Source organism: Streptomyces sp. NPDC050548 (genome assembly GCF_044457385.1).
Lineage (GTDB): Bacteria > Actinomycetota > Actinomycetes > Streptomycetales > Streptomycetaceae > Streptomyces.
In genome coordinates this window covers 411,795-431,596 of sequence record NZ_JBITGV010000008.1, presented here as the reverse complement: position 1 = coordinate 431,596, position 19,802 = coordinate 411,795, and the positions used below count along the sequence as shown (strand labels likewise).

At 70.9% G+C, this 19,802-nt stretch carries 17 protein-coding genes; 5 read left to right on the top strand and 12 right to left on the bottom strand.

From position 1 onward, the window contains the following. Positions 1–428: 428 nt before the first annotated feature. Positions 429–1,436, bottom strand: a complete 1,008-nt coding sequence (locus ACIBJH_RS24475) for a stage II sporulation protein M (protein WP_399118948.1) — start codon at positions 1,434–1,436, stop codon at positions 429–431. A 128-nt stretch (positions 1,437–1,564) separates the two neighbouring features. Here ACIBJH_RS24475 and ACIBJH_RS24470 point away from each other — a divergent pair, with 128 nt between their 5' ends. Further along, entirely contained in the window at positions 1,565–2,641 is a 1,077-nt protein-coding gene (locus tag ACIBJH_RS24470; protein WP_399118947.1) for an RDD family protein, read from the top strand. 45 nt (positions 2,642–2,686) lie between these two features. Here ACIBJH_RS24470 and ACIBJH_RS24465 read toward each other — a convergent pair whose 3' ends face one another. Together ACIBJH_RS24465 and ahcY are read right to left on the bottom strand one after the other, a co-directional pair. Next, entirely contained in the window at positions 2,687–3,301 is a 615-nt protein-coding gene (locus tag ACIBJH_RS24465; protein WP_399118946.1) for a hypothetical protein, read from the bottom strand. Between the two features lie 162 nt (positions 3,302–3,463). Further along, the gene (ahcY, locus tag ACIBJH_RS24460) at positions 3,464–4,921 is read right to left on the bottom strand and encodes an adenosylhomocysteinase (protein ID WP_399118945.1); all 1,458 of its coding nucleotides are present in this window, start codon (positions 4,919–4,921) and stop codon (positions 3,464–3,466) included. A 630-nt stretch (positions 4,922–5,551) separates the two neighbouring features. On the opposite strand from ahcY, the gene lepB reads away from it, so the two are divergent. Both lepB and ACIBJH_RS24450 read left to right on the top strand, forming a co-directional pair. Further along, positions 5,552–5,986 (top strand): signal peptidase I, encoded by a 435-nt coding sequence (gene lepB, locus ACIBJH_RS24455; protein WP_399118944.1) that lies wholly within the window; start codon positions 5,552–5,554, stop codon positions 5,984–5,986. After that, on the top strand, positions 5,931–6,224 hold the full coding sequence (locus tag ACIBJH_RS24450) for a S26 family signal peptidase (protein WP_399118943.1): 294 nt from the start codon (positions 5,931–5,933) through the stop codon (positions 6,222–6,224). Before lepB ends, ACIBJH_RS24450 begins: the two co-directional genes overlap by 56 nt. A 61-nt stretch (positions 6,225–6,285) precedes the next feature. On the opposite strand, the gene ACIBJH_RS24445 is transcribed toward ACIBJH_RS24450, so the two are convergent. From ACIBJH_RS24445 to ACIBJH_RS24420, 6 genes are all read right to left on the bottom strand, one after another. Continuing rightward, the gene (locus tag ACIBJH_RS24445) at positions 6,286–7,266 is read right to left on the bottom strand and encodes a cation diffusion facilitator family transporter (RefSeq protein WP_399118941.1); all 981 of its coding nucleotides are present in this window, start codon (positions 7,264–7,266) and stop codon (positions 6,286–6,288) included. A 184-nt stretch (positions 7,267–7,450) separates the two neighbouring features. Further along, positions 7,451–8,602 (bottom strand): mannose-6-phosphate isomerase, class I, encoded by a 1,152-nt coding sequence (gene manA, locus ACIBJH_RS24440; RefSeq protein WP_399118940.1) that lies wholly within the window; start codon positions 8,600–8,602, stop codon positions 7,451–7,453. A 109-nt stretch (positions 8,603–8,711) separates the two neighbouring features. Continuing rightward, on the bottom strand, positions 8,712–9,839 hold the full coding sequence (locus ACIBJH_RS24435; RefSeq protein WP_399118939.1) for an SIS domain-containing protein: 1,128 nt from the start codon (positions 9,837–9,839) through the stop codon (positions 8,712–8,714). Between the two features lie 31 nt (positions 9,840–9,870). Beyond that, positions 9,871–10,041: a Trm112 family protein gene (locus tag ACIBJH_RS24430; RefSeq protein WP_019072213.1), complete on the bottom strand. Its 171-nt coding sequence runs from the start codon at positions 10,039–10,041 to the stop codon at positions 9,871–9,873. A gap of 191 nt (positions 10,042–10,232) precedes the next feature. Next, positions 10,233–11,597 (bottom strand): phosphomannomutase/phosphoglucomutase, encoded by a 1,365-nt coding sequence (locus tag ACIBJH_RS24425; protein ID WP_399118938.1) that lies wholly within the window; start codon positions 11,595–11,597, stop codon positions 10,233–10,235. A 186-nt stretch (positions 11,598–11,783) separates the two neighbouring features. Continuing rightward, the gene (locus tag ACIBJH_RS24420; RefSeq protein ID WP_399118964.1) at positions 11,784–12,227 is read right to left on the bottom strand and encodes a DUF3499 domain-containing protein; all 444 of its coding nucleotides are present in this window, start codon (positions 12,225–12,227) and stop codon (positions 11,784–11,786) included. A 279-nt stretch (positions 12,228–12,506) separates the two neighbouring features. Between ACIBJH_RS24420 and ACIBJH_RS24415 the strand changes: the two genes are divergently transcribed. Continuing rightward, positions 12,507–12,956, top strand: a complete 450-nt coding sequence (locus tag ACIBJH_RS24415; RefSeq protein WP_399118963.1) for a metallopeptidase family protein — start codon at positions 12,507–12,509, stop codon at positions 12,954–12,956. Between the two features lie 30 nt (positions 12,957–12,986). Here ACIBJH_RS24415 and ACIBJH_RS24410 read toward each other — a convergent pair whose 3' ends face one another. The 3 genes from ACIBJH_RS24410 to ACIBJH_RS24400 all read right to left on the bottom strand — a co-directional run bounded on the left by ACIBJH_RS24410 (position 12,987) and on the right by ACIBJH_RS24400 (position 18,675). Beyond that, entirely contained in the window at positions 12,987–14,483 is a 1,497-nt protein-coding gene (locus ACIBJH_RS24410; RefSeq protein WP_399118937.1) for a DUF5719 family protein, read from the bottom strand. Next, positions 14,480–18,214, bottom strand: a complete 3,735-nt coding sequence (locus ACIBJH_RS24405; RefSeq protein WP_399118936.1) for a glycosyltransferase — start codon at positions 18,212–18,214, stop codon at positions 14,480–14,482. Before ACIBJH_RS24405 ends, ACIBJH_RS24410 begins: the two co-directional genes overlap by 4 nt. A gap of 197 nt (positions 18,215–18,411) precedes the next feature. Beyond that, on the bottom strand, positions 18,412–18,675 hold the full coding sequence (locus tag ACIBJH_RS24400) for a WhiB family transcriptional regulator (protein ID WP_003975777.1): 264 nt from the start codon (positions 18,673–18,675) through the stop codon (positions 18,412–18,414). A 609-nt stretch (positions 18,676–19,284) separates the two neighbouring features. Between ACIBJH_RS24400 and ACIBJH_RS24395 the strand changes: the two genes are divergently transcribed. After that, complete coding sequence (locus ACIBJH_RS24395; protein WP_399118935.1) at positions 19,285–19,794, top strand: cysteine dioxygenase; 510 nt, start codon at positions 19,285–19,287, stop codon at positions 19,792–19,794. Positions 19,795–19,802: the final 8 nt, after the last annotated feature.

Below are 19,802 nucleotides of genomic sequence, written 5' to 3'. Positions count from 1 at the left end.
TCAACATATCTGGCGTTGATTTTTGGCACGCTGTTGAGTTCTCAAGGAACGGACGCTTCCTTTGTACTCACCCTCTCGGGCTTTCCTCCGGGCTTTTCCCTTCGGTCTTGCGCTTCCGACTCTATCAGACCGTTTCCGGTCCCGATTTCCTCGGTGCTTTCCAGGTTCCCGCTTCCGCGTTTCCCTTTCCGGCGACTCCGACTTTATCAGAAGTTTCGGGCCGGTCTTACCGGCCGCTCTTTTCCGATTCATCGGGAGTGTGGCTTCTTTGGAATCGAAGTTCCCAGAAGCAGACAGACACTCGCTGTTGCCGACCGGACCAGATCCAGTTCTAGGCAACTGTTCGAATCTACCTCCCCGACCGGTCCGTGTCAACGGCTCCTTTGGGGCGAAGAGGAGACTAGCAGCTCAGCGGGAGTGCCCGCACATCAGGCAGCCGTAGGGACGGTTGAGCTGCGTTCGGATGCTTCGACGTCGCCTGTCTCACCGGCGCGTACGGCACGACCGCCCAGGACGTAGACGTACGACAGGAAGGCGCCCTCCGCGATGATGCCGATGCCAACGCGGGCCCAAGTGGGGAGGCCCGACGGGGTGACGAAGCCTTCGATGGCGCCGGAGACGAACAGGACAAGGGCCAGGCCGATGGCCATGCCCACGGCTGCTCGGCCCTCTTCGGCGAGGGCCGCGCGGCGCGAGCGTGGGCCGGGGTCGACGAGGGTCCAGCCGAGGCGCATGCCCGTACCCGCCGCTACGAAGACTGCCGTCAGTTCGAGCAGGCCGTGCGGGAGGATCAGGCCGAGGAACGTGTCGAGCCGGCCGGCCGATGACATCAGGCCGATACCGACGCCGAGGTTGAGCATGTTCTCAAAGAGGATCCAGAGGACCGGTAGGCCCAGGAAGATTCCCAGGACCAGGCACATCGCTGCGGCCTGGGCGTTGTTCGTCCACACCTGCGCCGAGAAGGCCGCTGCCGGATGGCTTGAGTAGTAGGTCTCGTACTCGCCGCCGGGACGGGTGAGTTGACGCAGTTGGCTCGGAGCTGCGATGGATGCCTGTACTTCGGGGTGGGTGCCTATCCACCACCCCAGGAGGATCGCGACCACCGTCGACAGCAGCGCGGTGGGGACCCACCAATGGCGTGCCCTGTAGACGGCGGCCGGAAAACTGTGTCCCAGGAAGTGCGTGACATCACGCCAGGAGGCACGCCGGGTTCCTGTCACCGCACTACGCGCGCGTGCCACGAGTTGGCTGAGCCGGCCCGTGAGTTGAGGGTCCGGGGCGCTGGACTGGACCAGGGAGAGATGGGTCGCGGTCCGCTGGTAGAGGGCGACGAGTTCGTCGGCCTCGGCGCCGTTGAGGCGACGCTGGCGGCGGAGCAGCGCGTCGAGGCGGTCCCACTCTGCTCGGTGGGCCGAGACGAAGACGTCGAGGTCCATCTGGTTGCCTGCTCCTCGGCTGCTCGTCGACTGCTCGTTGGGGATCAGCTTGTCGTACTGGGGCGCGATGTGCCCTCAGCTTGGCAGACTGGCTGTTCCAGGGGCAGGGCAGGGGAAGGGCGGCAGGCGTGAGTGAGCTGGTGACGGGCGAGGCGGTGGCGCTGGAGTTGCGCCCCGCGAGGCTGCCCAGCAGGGCGCTGGCGGTGTTGCTCGATCTGATCGTGGCCATGGCCGCCTACATCGGTGTGAGCGTGGCTTTGATGTTCGCCACGGCCTCTTTGGACGAAGCGGCGCAGATCGCGCTGTCGATCGCGGCCTTCTTGCTGGTGCTGGTGGGCGCTCCCATAGCGGTGGAGACGCTGAGCCATGGGCGTTCGCTCGGGAAGCTGGCGTTCGGGCTGCGAGTGGTGCGGGACGACGGTGGGCCGATCCGGTTCCGGCACGCGCTGGTGCGGGGTGCGATCGGTGTGATCGAGATCCTGATGACGTTCGGGACCGTCGCCTGTATCGCCTCGCTCGTTTCGGCGCGTGGCCGACGACTCGGGGATGTGTTCGCGGGCACTTTGGTCGTACGGGAAAGGGTGCCCGCCGGACAGACGTCCTTCGTGCCGCCTCCGCCGGTCTGGCTGACGGGACGTTTCGCCGAGCTTGATCTGTCCGCTGTTCCCGATGGGTTGTGGCTGGCCATCCGGCAGTACCTGACGCGGATGCAGCAGCTGGATCCGCAGGTGGGTTGGGCGATGGCCGAACGGCTCGCTACGGATCTCGTGGCCCGTACGGGAGCCCCGGCGCCGCAGGGTGTTCCGCCGGCCGCGTATCTGGCGGCGGTGGTGCAGGAGCGCCAGGCGCGGGATGCGCGGCGAGCCTTCGGCAACGGCAGGGCGGGCGCCTATTCGCCGTCTCAGGCGTTCGGGGGCGCACCGGCCGGGAGGTTCAGGCCTGGGGCCGGTGTGCCAGGCGCGTTCGGCAACTCGGCGCTTCAACCGTCGTCGGCTTCTCAGCCTTCGGCTCCCCCTCAGCCTTCCGGCTCTGCCCCCGCGACTGCTCCCGTTTCCTGGTCGGCCCCAGCCGCTCCCGCTTCGTCCGCCGCGGGCGGCACTGGAGCGGAACCGGTCCCACCCGCGCCCGGCCCGCAGCCTCCGCCGCCGCAGGAGGCATCTCCCGCCGATCCTCGGCCGTCCACCGGATTCGCGCCGCCCGCCTGAATCTGTCGGCCGCGCCCCTCACCGGCCGGAGGTGGGCGGCGTCGCTCAGCCGAAGACGGACGGCGGCGACTCCAGCTCCTCCAGCTCGATGCCGGGTGCCACGAGCACGACGTCGCCGGCGATGTGTACGGCGTGCTGCTCGCCCGTGTCCAGGGCTGTGACCTGGTATTCGTCCACGGTCAGAGGGCCGTTGTCAGTGCCGTGTGTTTCTCTTTTCAGCAGAGCCCAGGACTGGTCCACGGTGCGCGGGGCGAGGACCGGATCCGTGAAGGCGACCAGGCGGACTCGGGTCGCGGCGGAGGGAGGTGTGAGGCGCAGGAGACGGGTGGTGGCGATGAGGAATGCGGGGGAGGTGCCGGTGAAGGCGTGGGCGCGGACATTGCCTTCGGCGGCATCGGTGCCGGTGGGGTCGGTGCGGACCCAGGTGACGCCGTCGAGGGCGGCCCCGCGCACCTGCCAGTTCGCCGCGTGGAGTTCGAGACGGATGGGGCGGCCCAGTTCGTCGAGGGTGAGGTCGACGGAGTTGTGGTGATCGCCGGAGGGGGCGGTGAGTTGAGAGACGTAGCGCCAGCCGGACGGGCCGGGGGCGCACTGGAAGTGCTCGTCTGCGAAAGGGGTGTGATCGTGCGGATCGTGGAGCGAATAGCGGCCGCGGGGCATTGGAGTCCTGGGTCTTGACGGGCCGGTCCGGCCGGCGGAACCAAAGGGGCAGGCCCCCAGCACGGGGGTGCGGGGGCCTGCCTCGGAGGATCTGCTGCTGAGGACCTGCCGCTGTGACCGTGTCAGTGCACGGACGCGGTCACAGCGGGCGGGGTCGTCGGCTCAGTAGCGGTAGTGGTCCGACTTGTACGGGCCGTCGACCTCTACGCCGATGTACGCGGCCTGCTCGGGACGGAGCGTGGTGAGCTTCACGCCGAGCGCGTCCAGGTGGAGGCGGGCGACCTTCTCGTCGAGGTGCTTGGGCAGCACGTAGACGTCGGTCGGGTACTCCTCGGGCTTGGTGAACAGCTCGATCTGGGCCAGGGTCTGGTCCGCGAAGGAGTTGGACATCACGAACGAGGGGTGACCGGTGGCGTTGCCCAGGTTCAGCAGGCGGCCCTCGGACAGCACGATGAGGACCTTGCCGTCGGGGAACGTCCAGGTGTGGACCTGCGGCTTGACCTCGTCCTTGACGATGCCCGGGATCTGCGCGAGGCCGGCCATGTCGATCTCGTTGTCGAAGTGGCCGATGTTGCCGACGATCGCCTGGTGCTTCATCTTGGCCATGTCCGCGGCCATGATGATGTCCTTGTTGCCGGTCGTGGTGACGAAGATGTCGGCCTTGTCGATGACCTCGTCCAGCGTCGTGACCTGGTAGCCGTCCATCGCCGCCTGCAGCGCGCAGATCGGGTCGATCTCGGTGATGATCACGCGGGCGCCCTGTCCGCGCAGGGACTCCGCGCAGCCCTTGCCCACGTCGCCGTAACCGCAGACGACCGCGGTCTTGCCGCCGATGAGGACGTCGGTGGCACGGTTGATGCCGTCGATCAGGGAGTGGCGGCAGCCGTACTTGTTGTCGAACTTCGACTTGGTGACGGCGTCGTTCACGTTGATCGCCGGGAACAGGAGGGTGCCGTCACGGTGCATCTCGTAGAGACGGTGCACACCGGTCGTGGTCTCCTCGGTCACGCCGCGGATCTCCGAGGCGAGCTGGGTCCACTTCTGCGAGCCCTCGCTGATGGTGCGCTGCAGGACCTGGAGGACGACGCGGTGCTCGTCGGACTCGGCGGTGTCGAGGGAGGGGACCTTGCCGTCCTTCTCGTACTCGACGCCCTTGTGGACGAGCATGGTGGCGTCGCCGCCGTCGTCCAGGATCATGTTCGGGCCGCCGGTGGGGGTGTTCGGCCAGGTCAGCGCCTGCTCCGTGCACCACCAGTACTCCTCCAGGGTCTCGCCCTTCCAGGCGAAGACCGGGATGCCCTGGGGGTTCTCGGGCGTGCCGTTCGGGCCGACGGCGATGGCGGCGGCGGCGTGGTCCTGGGTGGAGAAGATGTTGCAGGACACCCAGCGGACCTCGGCGCCCAGGGCGACCAGGGTCTCGATCAGGACGGCGGTCTGCACGGTCATGTGCAGTGAGCCCATGATGCGGGCGCCGGCCAGCGGCTGGCTGGCGGCGAACTCCCGGCGGATCGACATCAGGCCGGGCATCTCGTGCTCGGCGAGGGTGATCTCCTTGCGGCCGAACTCGGCCAGGGAGAGATCGGCGACCTTGAAGTCCTGTCGGTTGTCGACAGTCGTCATTGCGAGGTACTCCTCGGGGTTGGGGCGAGGTGGGTACGGCTGGTCTGCGCGGCGGCGGACACAGGGGTGCCCCAAGGAGGACACAGGCATGCCCGCGTACGCGCAGCGCAGTCCGTCGGAGGCCCTCTCTCCCTCGGTCGGTCCGCGGTGGGACCGCCCGACCGCCATCAGCAGCGACGTCTGGCTCAGTTCCAAGTTACACCGGTAGGACCGGCGGTCCCCAGTCCGCTCCGGTCAGTTCCAGCCGAACCGAGCGGGCGCCCGGCGCCGGAGCGGGCCTCCGGGGGCGCACCAACGGGGTGCGTACGCACGTCGGACGGAAAGGTGCGGACGTAGGCGATCAGGAATGTTCGCCTCGTTGAGTCGGGCGGTGGATGTTGCGGGATGCGGGGGAGATCGGGGGCCTCTGCGGGCATCCGCCGTCCAGAGCGGCCGATCGAGCAGGTGCTTTCCGCGCCCCTGCACGCGGCAGGCGGTGCGGCCGCCGCGGCGGCCGTGCCCCCAGCGTGCTGAGCGAAGTCGGGCAGCGGTGGCGGGCTCGTGGCTGGGGTGGGTCGCGAGTACGCACAGTCCGTTCACGGACGCCCGCTACCCTCTGCGCCGCGGAAGTGCCGCGTGGGGAGGGAAACGATGTCGGGCAAGGGGCGGGGACTTGGGGTCGCGGCTGTGGTCGTGGGGCTGTTGGGGGTGGTGCTGGCGCTCGGCTCCCTCGTGTACGCGCGGAACTCGTACGGGAGTTCCACCATCAGCAGCCAGAGCATGTCGCCGACGTACAAACCGGGTGACCGGATCGTCTTCGAGAAGGTGGGCGGCGGGGAGGTGCGCCGCGGTGATGTGGTGCTGTTCTCGGCGCCGGATCGCTATGGGTTCTCGGCGAATGTGATGCAGCGGGTCGTCGGGGTGGGCGGCGACGAAGTGGTGTGCTGCTCGGGCTCGGGCACGGGTGCGCGGATCACCGTGAACGGGAAGCCGCTGTCGGAGCCGTATGTCGACCGAGGTGATGTCGACGGTGCGCAAGACGTACGACGTGAAGGTCCCGAAGGGACGGCTGTTCCTGCTCGGTGACAACCGTGCGAACGCGATGGACTCGCGTTTCTTCGCGAGCGATCACGACGGGACGGTGGCCGAGTCCGCCGTCCGGGGGCGGGTGACCGACGACCGTACGACTGCCGTCGGCATCGGGTCGGCCGTCATCGGCGGTGTCGTCCTGGCCGTGGTCGGGATCGGACTGGGCATCGCCGCGTTCGTCGTACGGCGCCGGAGGGCGGCCCCGGTGGCGCCGTGGCACGTGCAGCAGGGATAGCGGGACGGGGAGGGTCCGTCGAACGTCGCGGCGGGCCCCGTTGTCGTAGGAGGTCGGGGAGTCAGTGCTCGGCGGGGTGCTGGGCCGGGCCGCCGGGGGTGGCTTCGCGGTCGGGGCCCTTGGTGGCTTCGGACTCGCTGTAGATGTCGGGTTCGAGGTAGATGACGCGGGCGATCGGGACGGCCTCGCGGATGCGGGACTCGGCGGCGTCGATCGCGGTGGCGACCTCGGTGGCCGTGTCGTCGTGCTGGACGGCGATCTTGGCGGCGACGAGCAGTTCCTCGGGGCCGAGGTGGAGGGTGCGCATGTGGATGATGCCGGTGACGGTCTGGCCGTCGACGATGGCGGCCTCGATCTTCTGGACGTCCTCGATGCCGGCGGACTCGCCGAGCAGCAGTGACTTGGTCTCGGCGGCCAGGACCAGGGCGATCAGGATGAGCAGGATGCCGATGCAGAGGGTGCCGATGCCGTCCCAGATGCCGTCGTCGGTGAGCAGGGCCAGGCCGACACCGCCGAGGGCGAGGACGAGGCCGATGAGCGCGCCGAAGTCCTCCAGGAGGACGACCGGCAGCTCGGGGGCCTTGGCGCGGCGGATGAACTGCGACCAGGAGTGCGTGCCGCGCAGTTCGTTCGACTCCTTGATGGCCGTGCGGAACGAGAAGCCCTCGGCGATGATCGCGAAGACGAGGACGCCCACCGGCCAGTACCAGTGCTCGATCTCGTGCGGGTGCTTGATCTTCTCGTAGCCCTCGTAGACGGCGAACATGCCGCCGACGGAGAAGAGGACGATCGAGACGAGGAAGGCGTAGATGTACCGCTCGCGGCCGTAGCCGAAGGGGTGCTGCGGGGTGGCCTCGCGCTGGGCCTTCTTGCCGCCGATCAGCAGGAGGGCCTGGTTGCCGGAGTCGGCGAGGGAGTGGACGCCCTCGGCGAGCATCGAGGACGAGCCGCTGAAGGCGAACGCCACGAACTTCGATGCCGCGATCGCGAGGTTGGCGCCGAGTGCCGCCACGATCGCCCTGGTGCCGCCTGACGCGCTCATGTGTTCGCGGTGTCCCTTCGCCTTCGTACGTCTGTGCCGGATGTCCAGGTCGGACGCCCACGTCGGACGTCTGCCCCGGGCATCCGCCCGGATGGGTCGTCCGGCCGTCTTTGCCCGTCCTTTGCCGGTGGGCCATTCTTGCAGCCCTGCCCGGCGACGGCGCGTCAGGTATCCACAGGCCCGGTCATACGATCACAGTGGCCCGGAAGACCGTGCCGACTCCGGACACCTCGGCCTTGTCGCCGGCGGGGACGAACACCGACTGGCCGGGGGCCAGTTCGAACTCGCCGGCCTGCACCGCACCGGCCGTGCAGAGCAGGATCTGCGGGGTGTCGAGGGTGAGGTCGTGGACGCCTGTGCCCGCCGGGAGGACGTACCGGGACAGCCGGAATTCGTCGATGGGGGTCTCGTAGACCTCCTCGCCGTCGGGGGACGCCTCGGGGCGCAGCACTCCGGGGTCGCTCGCCTCGAAGCGGACGACGCGCAGGAGTTCGGGGACGTCGACGTGCTTGGGGGTCAGGCCGCAGCGCAGGACGTTGTCGGAGTTGGCCATGATCTCGACGCCGAGCCCGTTGAGGTACGCGTGCGGGATGCCGGCGCCGAGGAACAGGGCCTCGCCGGGCTGGAGTCGGACGTAGTTGAGGAGCATCGCGGCGATCACGCCCGGGTCGCCCGGGTAGTGGTGGGCGATGTCGGCGTAGCGCGCGTAGTCGCCGCCGAGGCGGGTGCAGGCGGTCGCCGCCGCGGTGACCGTGTGGCGCATCTCCTCGGGGTCGGCGGTGAGGATCGCCGTGAGGACCTCGCGCAGGGCGGCTTCCTCGGGGTGCGCGTGCAGGAGGTCGACATACGGTTTCAGGGAGTCGACGCCCAGGCCGGCGAGCAGCTCGGCGGCCTCCAACGGGTCGCGGAAGCCGCACAGGCCGTCGAACTCCGTGAGCGCGCAGATCAGTTCGGGCTTGTGATTGGCGTCCTTGTAGTTGCGGTGCGGGGCGTCCACGGGGATGCCCCGGCGCTCCTCGTCGGCGTAACCCTCCTTCGCCTGCTCCAGGTTGGGGTGCACCTGGAGAGACAGCGGGGCGCCGGCGGCGAGGATCTTCAGCAGGAAGGGCAGTCGCGGGCCGAACTTCGCGACCGCCTTCTCGCCCAACTCCCGCTCCGGGGCCGCTTCGACGACCTCGACGAGCGTCCCGCGCGCAGTGCGCGAAGGTGCTCCCGGGTGCGCGCCCATCCACATCTCCGCCTGCGGTTCGCCGCTCGGCTCCACGCCGAGCAGCTTGGGGATGGCGGTGGTCGAACCCCAGGCGTAGGGGCGGACGGTGTTGTCGAGGCGGTCCATGTGGCTCTCTACCGGTTCTCTCTGCGTACGACCCGAGGACGACCTGGGTACGACGTGACTTCGCGCCCCGTACGACGGTGTACGGCGGCTCCGGGCTTCGACGACAAGATCAGGCGCCCGAGGCGAGCGCCAGGTAAACGGCGGCGAAATCCGTCATGGCGATCAGCTCCGCGAGGGTCTCCAACTCGCCGCCGTCCTCGGGCTCCAGCTCGCTGATCGGCGTGTCGTGACTGAGGGCCAGGTCACGGGCGGTGGGCGCGGCGGTGAGGCCGCCGATCGGACGGTCCCGGAGCAGCACCACGCGTGCGTGCAGCGCGGGCGCCTCGTCGACGCGGTCCCTGAAGAAGTCGTCCGGGTCGGCGCTCGCGGCGAGCGGGCCGGCCAGCAGGGCGTTGTGCTCGGAGAGCGCTTCGGGCAGCTCGGCGACGAGCGCGGGGCGGCCGGCCAACTCCGCGAGCGCGGCGGCGAATCGGCGTCCCGCCGGACCTGCCGACGTGCCTTCCGTCCAGATCACCGGGAGCGAGTCGGCGAGTTCGGAGGCGAGGGTCTTCGCGGGATTGCTGTACGTCGCGACGGCGGGCCCGCAGCGCTCGGCGACCTGGTCGAGACGGTCGGCGACCTTCTCCAGGGCCTCCGGCGGCGCGCTGAGCAGCCCTGTGCGGTCCAGGAGCGCGAGGAGTGGGGTGAGCAGCGCCCAGAGGACTCCGGGTGCGGAGGCGGCCAACGGCTCGTCGTGCTCGTAAGGTGCGGTCGCCATCGGCACGAAGAGGCCGTGGGCGCCGTCCACGGCCTCCGTGAGGGGGCTGCGGGACGGGGCAACGGCCACGACGGTGCAGCCGCGCCGGTAGGCCTGTTCGGCGAGCAGGGCCAGGCCGGGTTCGCTGCCGTCCGGGGTGGTGATCAGGAGCAGGTCCACGGAGCCGGCCCAGCCCGGGAGTTCCCAGCGCAGGGCGCCGGCCGCGGGAGCGACGCCGGTGGGTGCCAGGCGGGTGACGGGGCTGCTGGCGCCGGCGAGCTTGCCGAGCAGGTCGGCGACGCAGGTGGCGGCGGCACCGGGGCCGGCGATCAGGATGGCGCGGGGGCGGCCGTCCGGTTTCAGGTCGTTGACGCCTGCTTCGGCCGCGTGCCGGGCGGCGGTACGCACCCGGGCACCGGCCTCGGCGGCACCGCGGAGCAGGGCCCTGCGGTCGGCCTCGGTCAGCGCGTCCGGGGAGTCGAGCAGCGATTCGTCGAGCATGGGCGGCGGCCTCCGATCGCGTCGTCGTCGGTTACGCGGGGTGGCGGGCCTCGTCGACGAGGAGGACGGGGATGCCGTCCCGTACGGGGTAGGCCAGGCCGCAGTCCTCACCGGTGCAGATCAGCTCGGTGTCCTGCTCCTTGAGGGGGGCGTGGCAGGCCGGGCAGGCCAGGATCTCCAGGAGGCCGGCTTCGAGCGGCATGGGGTGTCCCTCCGAGGGGGTGTCTGCGACGCGTGGGCAGATGTGCCTGGTCAGGGTACCGCCGGTCGGAGGTGTGCGCCGGGGTTGGGGCGGAGGTCCCTGGGGGCTGTGCCCCCAGACCCCCCTTCAGCCTGAACGGCCTCGTCCTCAAACGCCGGACGGGCTGAAAGTGACCGGCGCCCACCGGCCCCCTAACCCCTGATGATCCCCAGCACCTCGTCCCGCACCTTCCCCATCGTCGCCTCGTCCCGCGCCTCCGTGTTGAGCCGCAGCAGCGGTTCCGTGTTGGAGGGGCGGACGTTGAACCACCAGTCGGCGGAGGTGACGGTGAGGCCGTCGAGTTCGTCGAGGGTCAGGTCGTCCTGGCCCTCGTAGGCGGCGCGGATCGCCGCGAGGCGGGCCCCCTGGTCGTCGACCGTGGAATTGATCTCGCCGGAGCCCACGTAGCGGTCGTACTGGGCCACGAGGGCGGAGAGCGGGCCGTCCTGGCTGCCCAGCGCGGCGAGGACGTGGAGGGCGGCCAGCATGCCCGTGTCGGCGTTCCAGAAGTCCTTGAAGTAGTAGTGCGCGGAGTGCTCGCCGCCGAAGATCGCGCCGGACTTCGCCATCTCGGCCTTGATGAAGGAGTGGCCCACGCGTGTGCGTACCGGTGTGCCGCCGTTCTCCTTGACGACCTCGGGGACCGACCAGGAGGTGATCAGGTTGTGGATGATCACGCCTGTGCCGCCGTTCCTCGCCAGTTCGCGGGCGGCCACCAGGGCGGTGATCGCGGACGGCGGGACCGGGTCGCCGTTCTCGTCGACCACGAAGCAGCGGTCGGCGTCGCCGTCGAAGGCGATGCCGAGGTCGGCACCCTCCTCGCGGACGCGTGCCTGGAGGTCGACGATGTTGGCCGGATCGAGCGGGTTGGCCTCGTGGTTCGGGAAGGTGCCGTCCAGCTCGAAGTACATCGGGACCAGGGTGAGCGGCAGGCCGGCGAACACGGTCGGGACCGTGTGACCGCCCATGCCGTTGCCCGCGTCGATGACGACCTTCAGGGGGCGGATGGAGGTCAGGTCGACGAGGCCGCGGAGGTGCGCCGCGTAATCCTCCAACGTGTCCCGTTTCGTGATCGTTCCCGTCGGGCCGGAGACCTCCGGGGCGCCCGAGTCCAGCCAGGATTCGACGAGTTGGCGGATCTCGGCGAGGCCGGTGTCCTGGCCGACGGGGGCCGCGCCCGCCCGGCACATCTTGATGCCGTTGTACTTCGCCGGGTTGTGCGAGGCCGTGAACATGGCACCCGGGAGGTCGAACGCGCCCGAGGCGTAGTACAGCTGGTCCGTGGAGCACAGGCCGATCTCGGTCACGTCGACGCCGCGTGCCGCCGCCCCGCGCGCGAAGGCGGCGGAGAGTCCGGGGGACGAGGGCCGCATGTCGTGCCCGGTCACGATCGCGGTGGCGCCGGTCACCTGGACGAAGGCCGCCCCGAACAACTCGGCCAAGGACTCGTCCCACTGGTCCGGGACGACGCCCCGTACGTCGTACGCCTTCACGAGCTGCGACAAATCAGCAGACACGGCCAACCCTCCAGAAAGTCCTATCGGTCGCCCCAAACTACCTGTAGGGACCGACAGCGCGACGGGTGGAAACCGGGCCGTCCACAGACTCTTACCTGGGCCCCGGACAACGCCACACGTAGCGAGTCCTTCTCAGGGGGTGCGGTGACGGTGCGGATCGTTGAACGAACTGCCGGACAGGGCCCGTCAGTTGTCCGGCGACCGCAGCACCCGCAGATGCCCCCGGCGCGCGACCTCCATCGGGTCCGCCGTACGAGCCCCACCCCCGGCTCCGCCTCCGCCGCCGGCTCCTGCCGCCCGCTCCTGCGGGCGGGCCGCCTCGCGTACCGCGTTGGCAAGCGCTTCCAGGTCGTCGCCGCTCGGGCGGGCCGGAGCGGAGCTGTCGAGGAGGCGGACGACCTCCCAGCCGCGGGGCGCGGTGAGGCGCTCGGAGTGCTCGGCGCACAGGTCGTAGCAGTGGGGTTCGGCGTAGGTGGCGAGCGGGCCGAGGACCGCGGTCGAGTCGGCGTAGACGTACGTCAGCGTCGCGACGGCGGGCCGGCCGCAAGCGGTGCGCGAACAGCGACGTACAGGGCTCACGACGTTGGACGGTACCGCACTCTTGAGCGGGCCGCGACGACTCTCCCCCAGGTCACTCCACCGTGTCGGGTTGTGAAACGCCCCACACACCTCTCCGGGAACGCGCCGCTGACCTGCGCGAACACCCCTTCTCGGGATCTCGAACGGGGTCGGGTCCGGTCACCACTCGGCACAAACACCGTCAATTGCCTTGAGAGCGACGGTCTCGGAGACATACGGAATCGAGCCCAACCTTGGCCGGAATGGTCATCCGGCGACATGGCGCCCGCGCGCGTGGACGGCGAGTGGAGTCCGGCGGCCGGACCTGACGGGGACTACGCTTCACCAGTGATGGACACCCCCGTACCGCCCTCCGCCGCCGGCCCCGGGCCCCGCCGCCGCGATCGTCACGGCCGGGGCATGCGCGGCCCGATCGCACCGCCGCAGGTTCCGCTGGCCGCGAGCCGGGCCGAGGCGTTCGCGGATCTGGTGCAGGACTCCGTGGAGCGCCTGGAGCGACGCTGGCCGCAGTTGGCCGACATCGATTTCCTCGTCCTGGAAGTCCCTCGACTGGGTGGTGCGGGCGAGGGCTGGAACGACGAGTCGGTGCCCCTGGGGGGCACGATCGCCGCCCGTGAGGGGCATCCCGCGCGCGTGGTGATCTATCGGCGGCCGGTCGAGATCCGCACGAAGGGGCGCGACGAACGCGCGGCCCTGGTCCACGAGATCGTCGTGGAGCAGGTCGCCGAGCTGCTCGGGCTCACCCCGGAGACGGTCGATCCGCGCTACGGGGAGGACTGAAAGCCGCCCCGCGCGCGGGGTCGCGGGCCGCTACTTCTTCTGCAGGACCGACAGGTCCTCGTCCGTCTGCGGCACCGACACCGTCCCCCGGTCGTCGGGCAGGGTCTGGATCGTGAAGCCCGGTACGCCCTCCTCGGTCGCCGACAGCGTCCGGGCCGCGTACACCGGGCCGCCCGACTGGGGCTCGACGGTCAGTGCGTAGGTGCCCTTCAGGCCGCCGGGGACCGGGAGTTCGACGTCCTGTGTGGTGCCGGCCTTGATCGTGTACGTCTTGGAGACGGGCGTACCGCCGCCGCTGCCGGCGGACGCGGTGACCTTGACGGTCGCGGTGCGGGTGGGCGCGACCAGGGACAGTGTGGAGCCCTTGCTGCTGTTGTCGGCGGCCGTCGCGCGCGTGCCGACCGGGGCGGTCGCCGGGATGAACGCCGTCTCCTGCTTGCTGCCCTTGCCCCGTACGACCTTCAGCGCGGCGACGACCGGCACGGACTGGTCGGTCGGCGTCAGAACCAGGGAGCCCGGGTCGCCGCGGGTGAGGTCGCCCAGGTCCACGCCGACCGTCATGCCCGCCTTGACGTGCACGGTCTCGTGCCCGGCCGGCGTGATCATCCCGGTGGGTGAGGAGAGCCGCAGCTTCAGGTCGGCGTCCGAGTCGCCCGGTGTGAAGACGATCAGCCGCACCGAGGTGGCGTCCTTCGGGATGCCCGGCATGACCAGGCTGCCCGCCGGGTCCGTGGACGCGGCCAGCCAGTCCCCGCCGAGCTTGGCGTCGAGGGCCTGCACGGCCGCGCCGACCCGGCCGCTGCGCACGGTCACGTGCACGGTCAGGTCGGTCTCCTGGTCGTCGGTGAGCGTGGACAGCAGGATCGGCTCGTCGGCGTGCGGCTCGACCGTGATGCCCTCCCCCACCGTCGACTTGAGGTCGCCGTCCTTGCCGTAGAGGTCGATGTCGACGACGGCTGCGGAGTCGTCCGGGTTGGTGAGGTTCACGTAGTCGGTGCGGTCGGCGGAGGTGCTGGCGCCCGGAAACCAGAACTCGGTGTCCGGAGCGGTGCAGTTGACGCCCTGGAGGCCGCGTCCGTTGCCCGCGGCGACCTCGGTGGTCTCCTGGACGGTCCAGCCGGGCGCGTACTTGCCCTCGGCCGTGCCGAGCAGCGCGGGCGAGTCGGCGCCCGAACTGTCGCCGGTGGCCGGCGTGCCGGGGGCCTTGGGCGTCAGGACGGGCTTGGCGGGCTTCTTCTTGTTCTTGCTGCTCGTGCCGTCGCCCGATTCCTCGCCCGCGGCCTGGAGTTGGGCCTTGCCGCTGTCGTCCGTGCCCGCCGTGACGGGCGTGAAGGACGTGTACGAGGTGTCGGCGAGGTCGGAGGTGCTCGGCGCCGGGCAGAGCAGGCTGGTGCGCTCCACGGGCAGCTGGGCGGCCGCCTTGGCGGTGTGCGCGCCGGACGCGGCCGGTGTCTTCATCTCGGCGAACCCGGTGACGGCGGCGAGCGCGGCCACGCCGGCGAGGAAGGACAGGGTGGTGCGGTTCACTGCTGGCTCCCGTCGGGGCGCTCACTGCCGTGCGGATGCTGCTGGGCGGGGTCGTACGCCGGGTCGTAGGCGGGGTCGTAGTTCGGGTCGTAGCCCTGGCCCTGCCCCTGGTTCTGGTCGTAGCCCTGTTCGTACGTCGGGTCGTAGGCCGGCGCCGGGGGCTGACCGCCGTAGGCGTACGGGTCGTACTGGCCGCCCTGGTAAGGGTCCGCCTGGTACGACTGGTCGTACGTGCCCGCCGGGTACTGCTGGTCGGCCTGGTACTGCTCGCCGCCGTAGGTGCCGTACTCGGCGCCCGCGTAGCTCGCGGCGTCCCACTCGCCGTAGGACTGCTGCTGCGGGATCGCGGCGGCGGCGACCTCCTCCTCCGTAGGAGGAGGTGTGGTGCCCGAGCCGAACGCGTCGAACTCCCCGGTGCTCGCGATGTCCGCCGTCTCGTCCGCCTGATCGGCGGACTCGGTCTCCGCCTGGGCGCGCAGGCGGCGGGCCCGGCGGCCCTCGCCCGCGACCGCCTGGGCCGGGATCAGCTCCTCCTCGGGGAGGTCGTCGTCGATGTCACGGCGGCGGCCCGGCAGGGCGAGCACGACGAGGACGAGGGCGAGCGCGCCCTGGGTCCACAGCCACGCGGTGTGCCCGATCGGGTCGTCGTAGGTGACGTCCAACCGGCCGCCGGTGGCGGGGAGTTGGAAGCCCTGGGCCCAGCCGTCGACCGTGGTGCGGGTGAGCGGCCTGCCGTCCAGGGTGGCCGTCCAGCCCGCGGCGGCCGAGTCGGCGAGGCGCAGGACGCGGCCGGTGGCGCCGGACGGGATCGTGGTGTGGATGTCGACGGGTCCTGCGGCGACCGGCTTCGGGGCGGCGGTGCCGGCGACGATGGCCGCGCGGGAGACCTGCGCGTTGACCCGCCACAGGGCGCTGCCGTCGGCCTGGCTGAGCCTGCTGAGGCCGGGGGTGGCGTCCAGGACGCGGCTGACCTCGCGGGGCGCGCCCTTGTGGACGAGGACGTAGCGCACGGCGAAGCCGCCGAGTTCGTCGGCCTGGTCGGCGCCGGAGCCGGCGACGAGGTTGGCGACGACCTTGTCGAGCCTGCTGTTCTCGCCGTCCGCCGCGGCGAACTCGCCGTCGCCCATGCGGGCGCCGGAGCCGCGCACCAGCATGTAGCCAACGTGGGCGGCGGAGTCGCTGTCCAGGACGAGGGTGCGGGCCTGGTCCTGGGTGTCGCTCTCCTCGGCGACGAAGGCGGGCACCTGGGTCGGGTCGCGGCGCTCCAGGGGGCCGTCGGCGCCGCCGAGCATCCAGCCGGCGGCGAGGAGCAGCGGTCCGGCGGCCGAGGCGAACGCGATCAGGACGGCCACCGGCTGGCGCCAGCCGAAGCTCTGCTCGGCGACACGCGCGCGTGCCCCGTCGGCGCCGAGCGCGGCGGCGGCGAGGAGGGCGAGGCCGTAGACGAGGGTCGCGGGGCCGGCCCAGGTCGAGCTGTTGGACAGGACGGCGAAGACGAGGCCCACCAGGGCGACGCCCCAGGCGGCCCGGATGCCGAAGTCGCGCTCGCTGCGCAGCAGGGCGGCGAGGGCGGCCAGCACAATGCCGATGAGCATCAGGCCGTTGACCGTGCCGGGGCCGCCCGGGCTGGCGCCGAGCAGGTCGAGGGGGGACGCCGACCCGGAGCCGTATTCCAGGCCGGCCTGCTGGAAGAAGCCGAACGGGAGCAGCGTCAGCGACCAGGGCGCCAGGATCAGCAGCGGGGTGCCGAGCTGGGCCAGGAAGCGCAGACCGTAGGCGGTGATGTCGCTTCTGCGGACGGCCAACAGCGCGATGCCGAGGATCAGGGCGATGGGCCAGATGATCGGCGTGAAGGCGGTGGTGACGGTCAGGAGCAGGGCGTAGGCCCAGGTGGCGCGCCAGCTGCCGCGCGTGCCCGAGGAGTGCATGAGGCCGCTGGCGGCGATGCCCGCGCGGGCCGCCAGCGGGAGCAGCACGGCGAGTACGGCGGTGCCGATGCGGCCGCCCGCGAGGGCGCCGGTGGCGGCGGGCAGGAAGGCGTAGACGACGGCCGCCCAGGCGCGCAACAGGCGGGACTCGACGAGCGGGCGGGAGGCGAAGTAGGCGGTGAACCCGGCCAGCGGCACCGAGGCGACCAGCAGGACCGTGACCGCGAGGCCGGTCGAGCCGAACAGCAGCGAGGAGAGCATCGCGACGAACGCGAGGTACGGCGGCGCGGACGGGGTGCCGCCGGCGCCGACCGGGTGCCAGGAGTCCAGGAAGCGGGACCACAGTTCGCCCGAGTCGCCGGGCGCGGGCAGCAGCGCGCCGCCCGTGAGCGCGCCGCTGCCGAGCAGGTTGCGGCAGGCGACGAGGGAGACGAGCAGCAGCACCAGGAACAGCACCGGGCCGGGCTTGCGGGCGATGCGCTTCACGCGCGCGAACTGCTCGATCTCCAGGAAGTCCGCGTCGTCGCCGCCGGGTCCCGACTCGACCGCGCCGCCGTGCCGGCCGGCCCCCGAGGTGATCTCCGGGTCGGAGGTGTCGACGAAGCTGGCGGCGGCCTGTTCGAAGGTGGCCCGCAGGGTCGCGCCGGGCGGCGGGAAGAGCGGCCGCAGTTCTGCCTTGTCGATCTGCGGGGTGCCGCGCCTGCGCCGTCCGGCGATGATCCGCTCGGGACGCAGCAGGGTCCCCAGGAGGCCGCGGATCTCGTCGAGGGCCTGTCCGGGGACCTTGCCGACGAGATAGCCGAGGGTGCGCAGCACGGTGCCGACGACGACCCTGACGAGGACCCAGGGCAGCACGGCCGTACGGCTGTTGACGAGCAGGGTGTAGACGGCGCCGGCCTTGTCGACCTTGTGCGGGGAGGCGACGGTGCGGCCCGCGCAGTCGACCGCGCGGCGCTCGCGGGAGGCGGCCTCGGCGTGCCGTACGACCGCCTCGGGGGCGACCAGGACGCGGTGGCCGGCGGCAGTGGCGCGCCAGCACAGGTCGACGTCGTCCCGCATCAGGGGCAGCCGACGGTCGAAGCCGCCGAGTTCGTCGAAGACGTCGCGCCGGATCAGCATCCCGGCGGTGGAGACGGACAGCACGGGCCGTACGTGGTCGTGCTGTCCCTGGTCCTGTTCGCGGCGGTCCAGGCCGGTCCAGCGGCGCCCGGAGTGGGCGATGGTGACGCCGACCTCCAGGAGCTGCCTGCGGTCGTACCAGCCGCGCAGCTTGGGGCCCACGACGGCCACGTCCTCGCGGCCGAGTTCGTACTCCTGGTCGACCACGCGCAGCAGCTGGGCCAGGGCGTCGGGCTCCGGGGCGGAGTCGTCGTGCAGCAGCCACAGCCACTGGACGGGCTCGCCGTGCGGGAGTTCGGGCATGTCGTAGGCGTCGTCGCGCCACGTGCGCGTGACGGGGTCCCAGCCGCTGGGGCGCTTCAGGTACGGCAGGTCGTCCGGGGTCAGCACGGGGGCGGTGCGGTTGGCCTCCTCGACGGCCTGGCCGAAGCCGGTGCGCCGGGCGAGGTGCAGCACGCGGTCGGCGCCGAGGGTGTCGGTGACCAACTGGGCGGAGTCGTCCGCGCTGCCGGTGTCGGCGGCCATGACGCTCTGCACGGGGCGCTCCTGGCCGAGCAGCCCGGCGAGCGCGTCGGGCAGCCAGCGGGCGCCGTCGTGGGAGACGAGCACCGCGGTGACTACGTGACGCGGGAACTCAGGAGTGGCAGCGTCGTGTTGGGCTGCCGTGTGGCTGTGCACGGACATCGAGGTACGGGCCCCGGTTCGATGGACTGCGGTGGACGCATGCGTCCCGAGGGGACTGCGGTACGTCTCGGACGAGCGCCCACACTATCGGCTGGGCACAGCGACGGCCCGCCGCCTGTGGATAACCCAGTCGCGACGGGCCGTTCAGTACGTCCCGAGGTATGACCCGGGGCATGTCCCCAGGTGTGCCGTGCGGTTCAGACGGCGGCCTTCTTGAGCCGACGGCGTTCCCGCTCGGAGAGGCCGCCCCAGATGCCGAAGCGTTCGTCGTTGGCGAGGGCGTATTCGAGGCACTCGGAGCGGACCTCGCAGGCGAGGCAGACCTTCTTGGCCTCGCGGGTGGAGCCGCCCTTCTCGGGGAAGAAGGACTCGGGGTCGGTCTGGGCGCACAGCGCGCGCTCCTGCCAGCCGAGTTCCTCGTCCGCGTCGTCGACCAGCAGTTGCTGCACCAGCTCGGTCATGTGCGCCCCTCGTCTGTCTTTCGCGTCCCCGTGATGTAGCCGTTACCGATGTCGGCTGAACGACACGAGTGAAATTACAAGTGTGCTGCTCCGGGCGAGTCAAGCCGAGATCTGCTATTGGGCCCCTTATTCACTCTGCGGAACCAAGGCCTAGCGGAAAGTGTTCAAATCGGCATAAACCTTGACAGGCAGCGGAGACCCTCGTGGACCTCCTACCCCGGGACAGGGCCTGTACGGGGGAGGACGCTCAGGAGTTCGATCTCGTTCCAACGGGGTTTGTGCGCCCGGTTGTGCGCCATGTGTCCCGGTAGCCTCCTGAACAAACCTTTCACCTCCCAGATGAACCGGATGAGGTGAAACATGTCCCACATACCGGGCGTCGAGTTGACAGTGCGGGTGTGAACCGATGTCCTTGTGGGCATGCTCGCGAACTCGGCACTCACCTCGACCCGCTCCGCCGGGTCCCTCGGTGCTGCCCACGCTCGCTGTAGCTGTTGTTGCTGTTCCGGCTGTTGAGCCCCACGCGCTCCGGCCCCACCTGCTTTCTCTTTTTTTGGTGACACCCATCCCCCGCCGTTTCTTCTTACGCCGAGGAACCACCGCACCCCCATGAACAGCGACAGCGACCTTCAGATCGCCGGCGACATCCTCGAAGTCCCGCACCTTCTCCGGGCCCCGCGCGAACACCCGGCCACCGTGGCCGAGTTCGTCGGCCTGGCGCGTTCGGTCGCCGCCGACCGCGCCCAGTGGGAACACCTCGTCGAGTACGACGCGACGACCCGCTGGTACCACCGGCTGAGCACCGGCCCCGGCTACGAGGTGTGGCTGCTGTCCTGGGTGCCCGGACAGGGCAGCGGACTGCACGACCACGGCCCCTCCTCCGGAGTGCTGACCGTCCTGGACGGCACGCTGACCGAGCGCACCGAGCGGGGCACGCGCACGCTGGGGGCGGGCGCCCAGCGGGTGTTCGCGCCGGGGTACGTCCACGAGGTCGTCAACGACACCCTCGAACCGGCCATAAGCCTGCACGTCTACTTCCCCGGCCTGACCGAGATGCCGATGCACACGGCGTGCGCGCGGCGCGACGGGGCGGAAGCGGTCGACGCCGTGACCGCCTGAGGCGAGGC

Coding starts and splice junctions, on each gene's coding strand:
- ACIBJH_RS24435 (WP_399118939.1), bottom strand. CDS start 9,839: ATGCTCGACGAATCGCTGCTCGACTCCCCGGACGCGCTGACCGAGGCC.
- lepB (WP_399118944.1), top strand. CDS start 5,552: ATGTCGGGCAAGGGGCGGGGACTTGGGGTCGCGGCTGTGGTCGTGGGG.
- ACIBJH_RS24445 (WP_399118941.1), bottom strand. CDS start 7,266: ATGAGCGCGTCAGGCGGCACCAGGGCGATCGTGGCGGCACTCGGCGCC.
- manA (WP_399118940.1), bottom strand. CDS start 8,602: ATGGACCGCCTCGACAACACCGTCCGCCCCTACGCCTGGGGTTCGACC.
- ACIBJH_RS24465 (WP_399118946.1), bottom strand. CDS start 3,301: ATGCCCCGCGGCCGCTATTCGCTCCACGATCCGCACGATCACACCCCT.
- ACIBJH_RS24430 (WP_019072213.1), bottom strand. CDS start 10,041: ATGCCGCTCGAAGCCGGCCTCCTGGAGATCCTGGCCTGCCCGGCCTGC.
- ACIBJH_RS24475 (WP_399118948.1), bottom strand. CDS start 1,436: ATGGACCTCGACGTCTTCGTCTCGGCCCACCGAGCAGAGTGGGACCGC.
- ahcY (WP_399118945.1), bottom strand. CDS start 4,921: ATGACGACTGTCGACAACCGACAGGACTTCAAGGTCGCCGATCTCTCC.
- ACIBJH_RS24395 (WP_399118935.1), top strand. CDS start 19,285: ATGAACAGCGACAGCGACCTTCAGATCGCCGGCGACATCCTCGAAGTC.
- ACIBJH_RS24405 (WP_399118936.1), bottom strand. CDS start 18,214: ATGTCCGTGCACAGCCACACGGCAGCCCAACACGACGCTGCCACTCCT.
- ACIBJH_RS24400 (WP_003975777.1), bottom strand. CDS start 18,675: ATGACCGAGCTGGTGCAGCAACTGCTGGTCGACGACGCGGACGAGGAA.
- ACIBJH_RS24415 (WP_399118963.1), top strand. CDS start 12,507: ATGGACACCCCCGTACCGCCCTCCGCCGCCGGCCCCGGGCCCCGCCGC.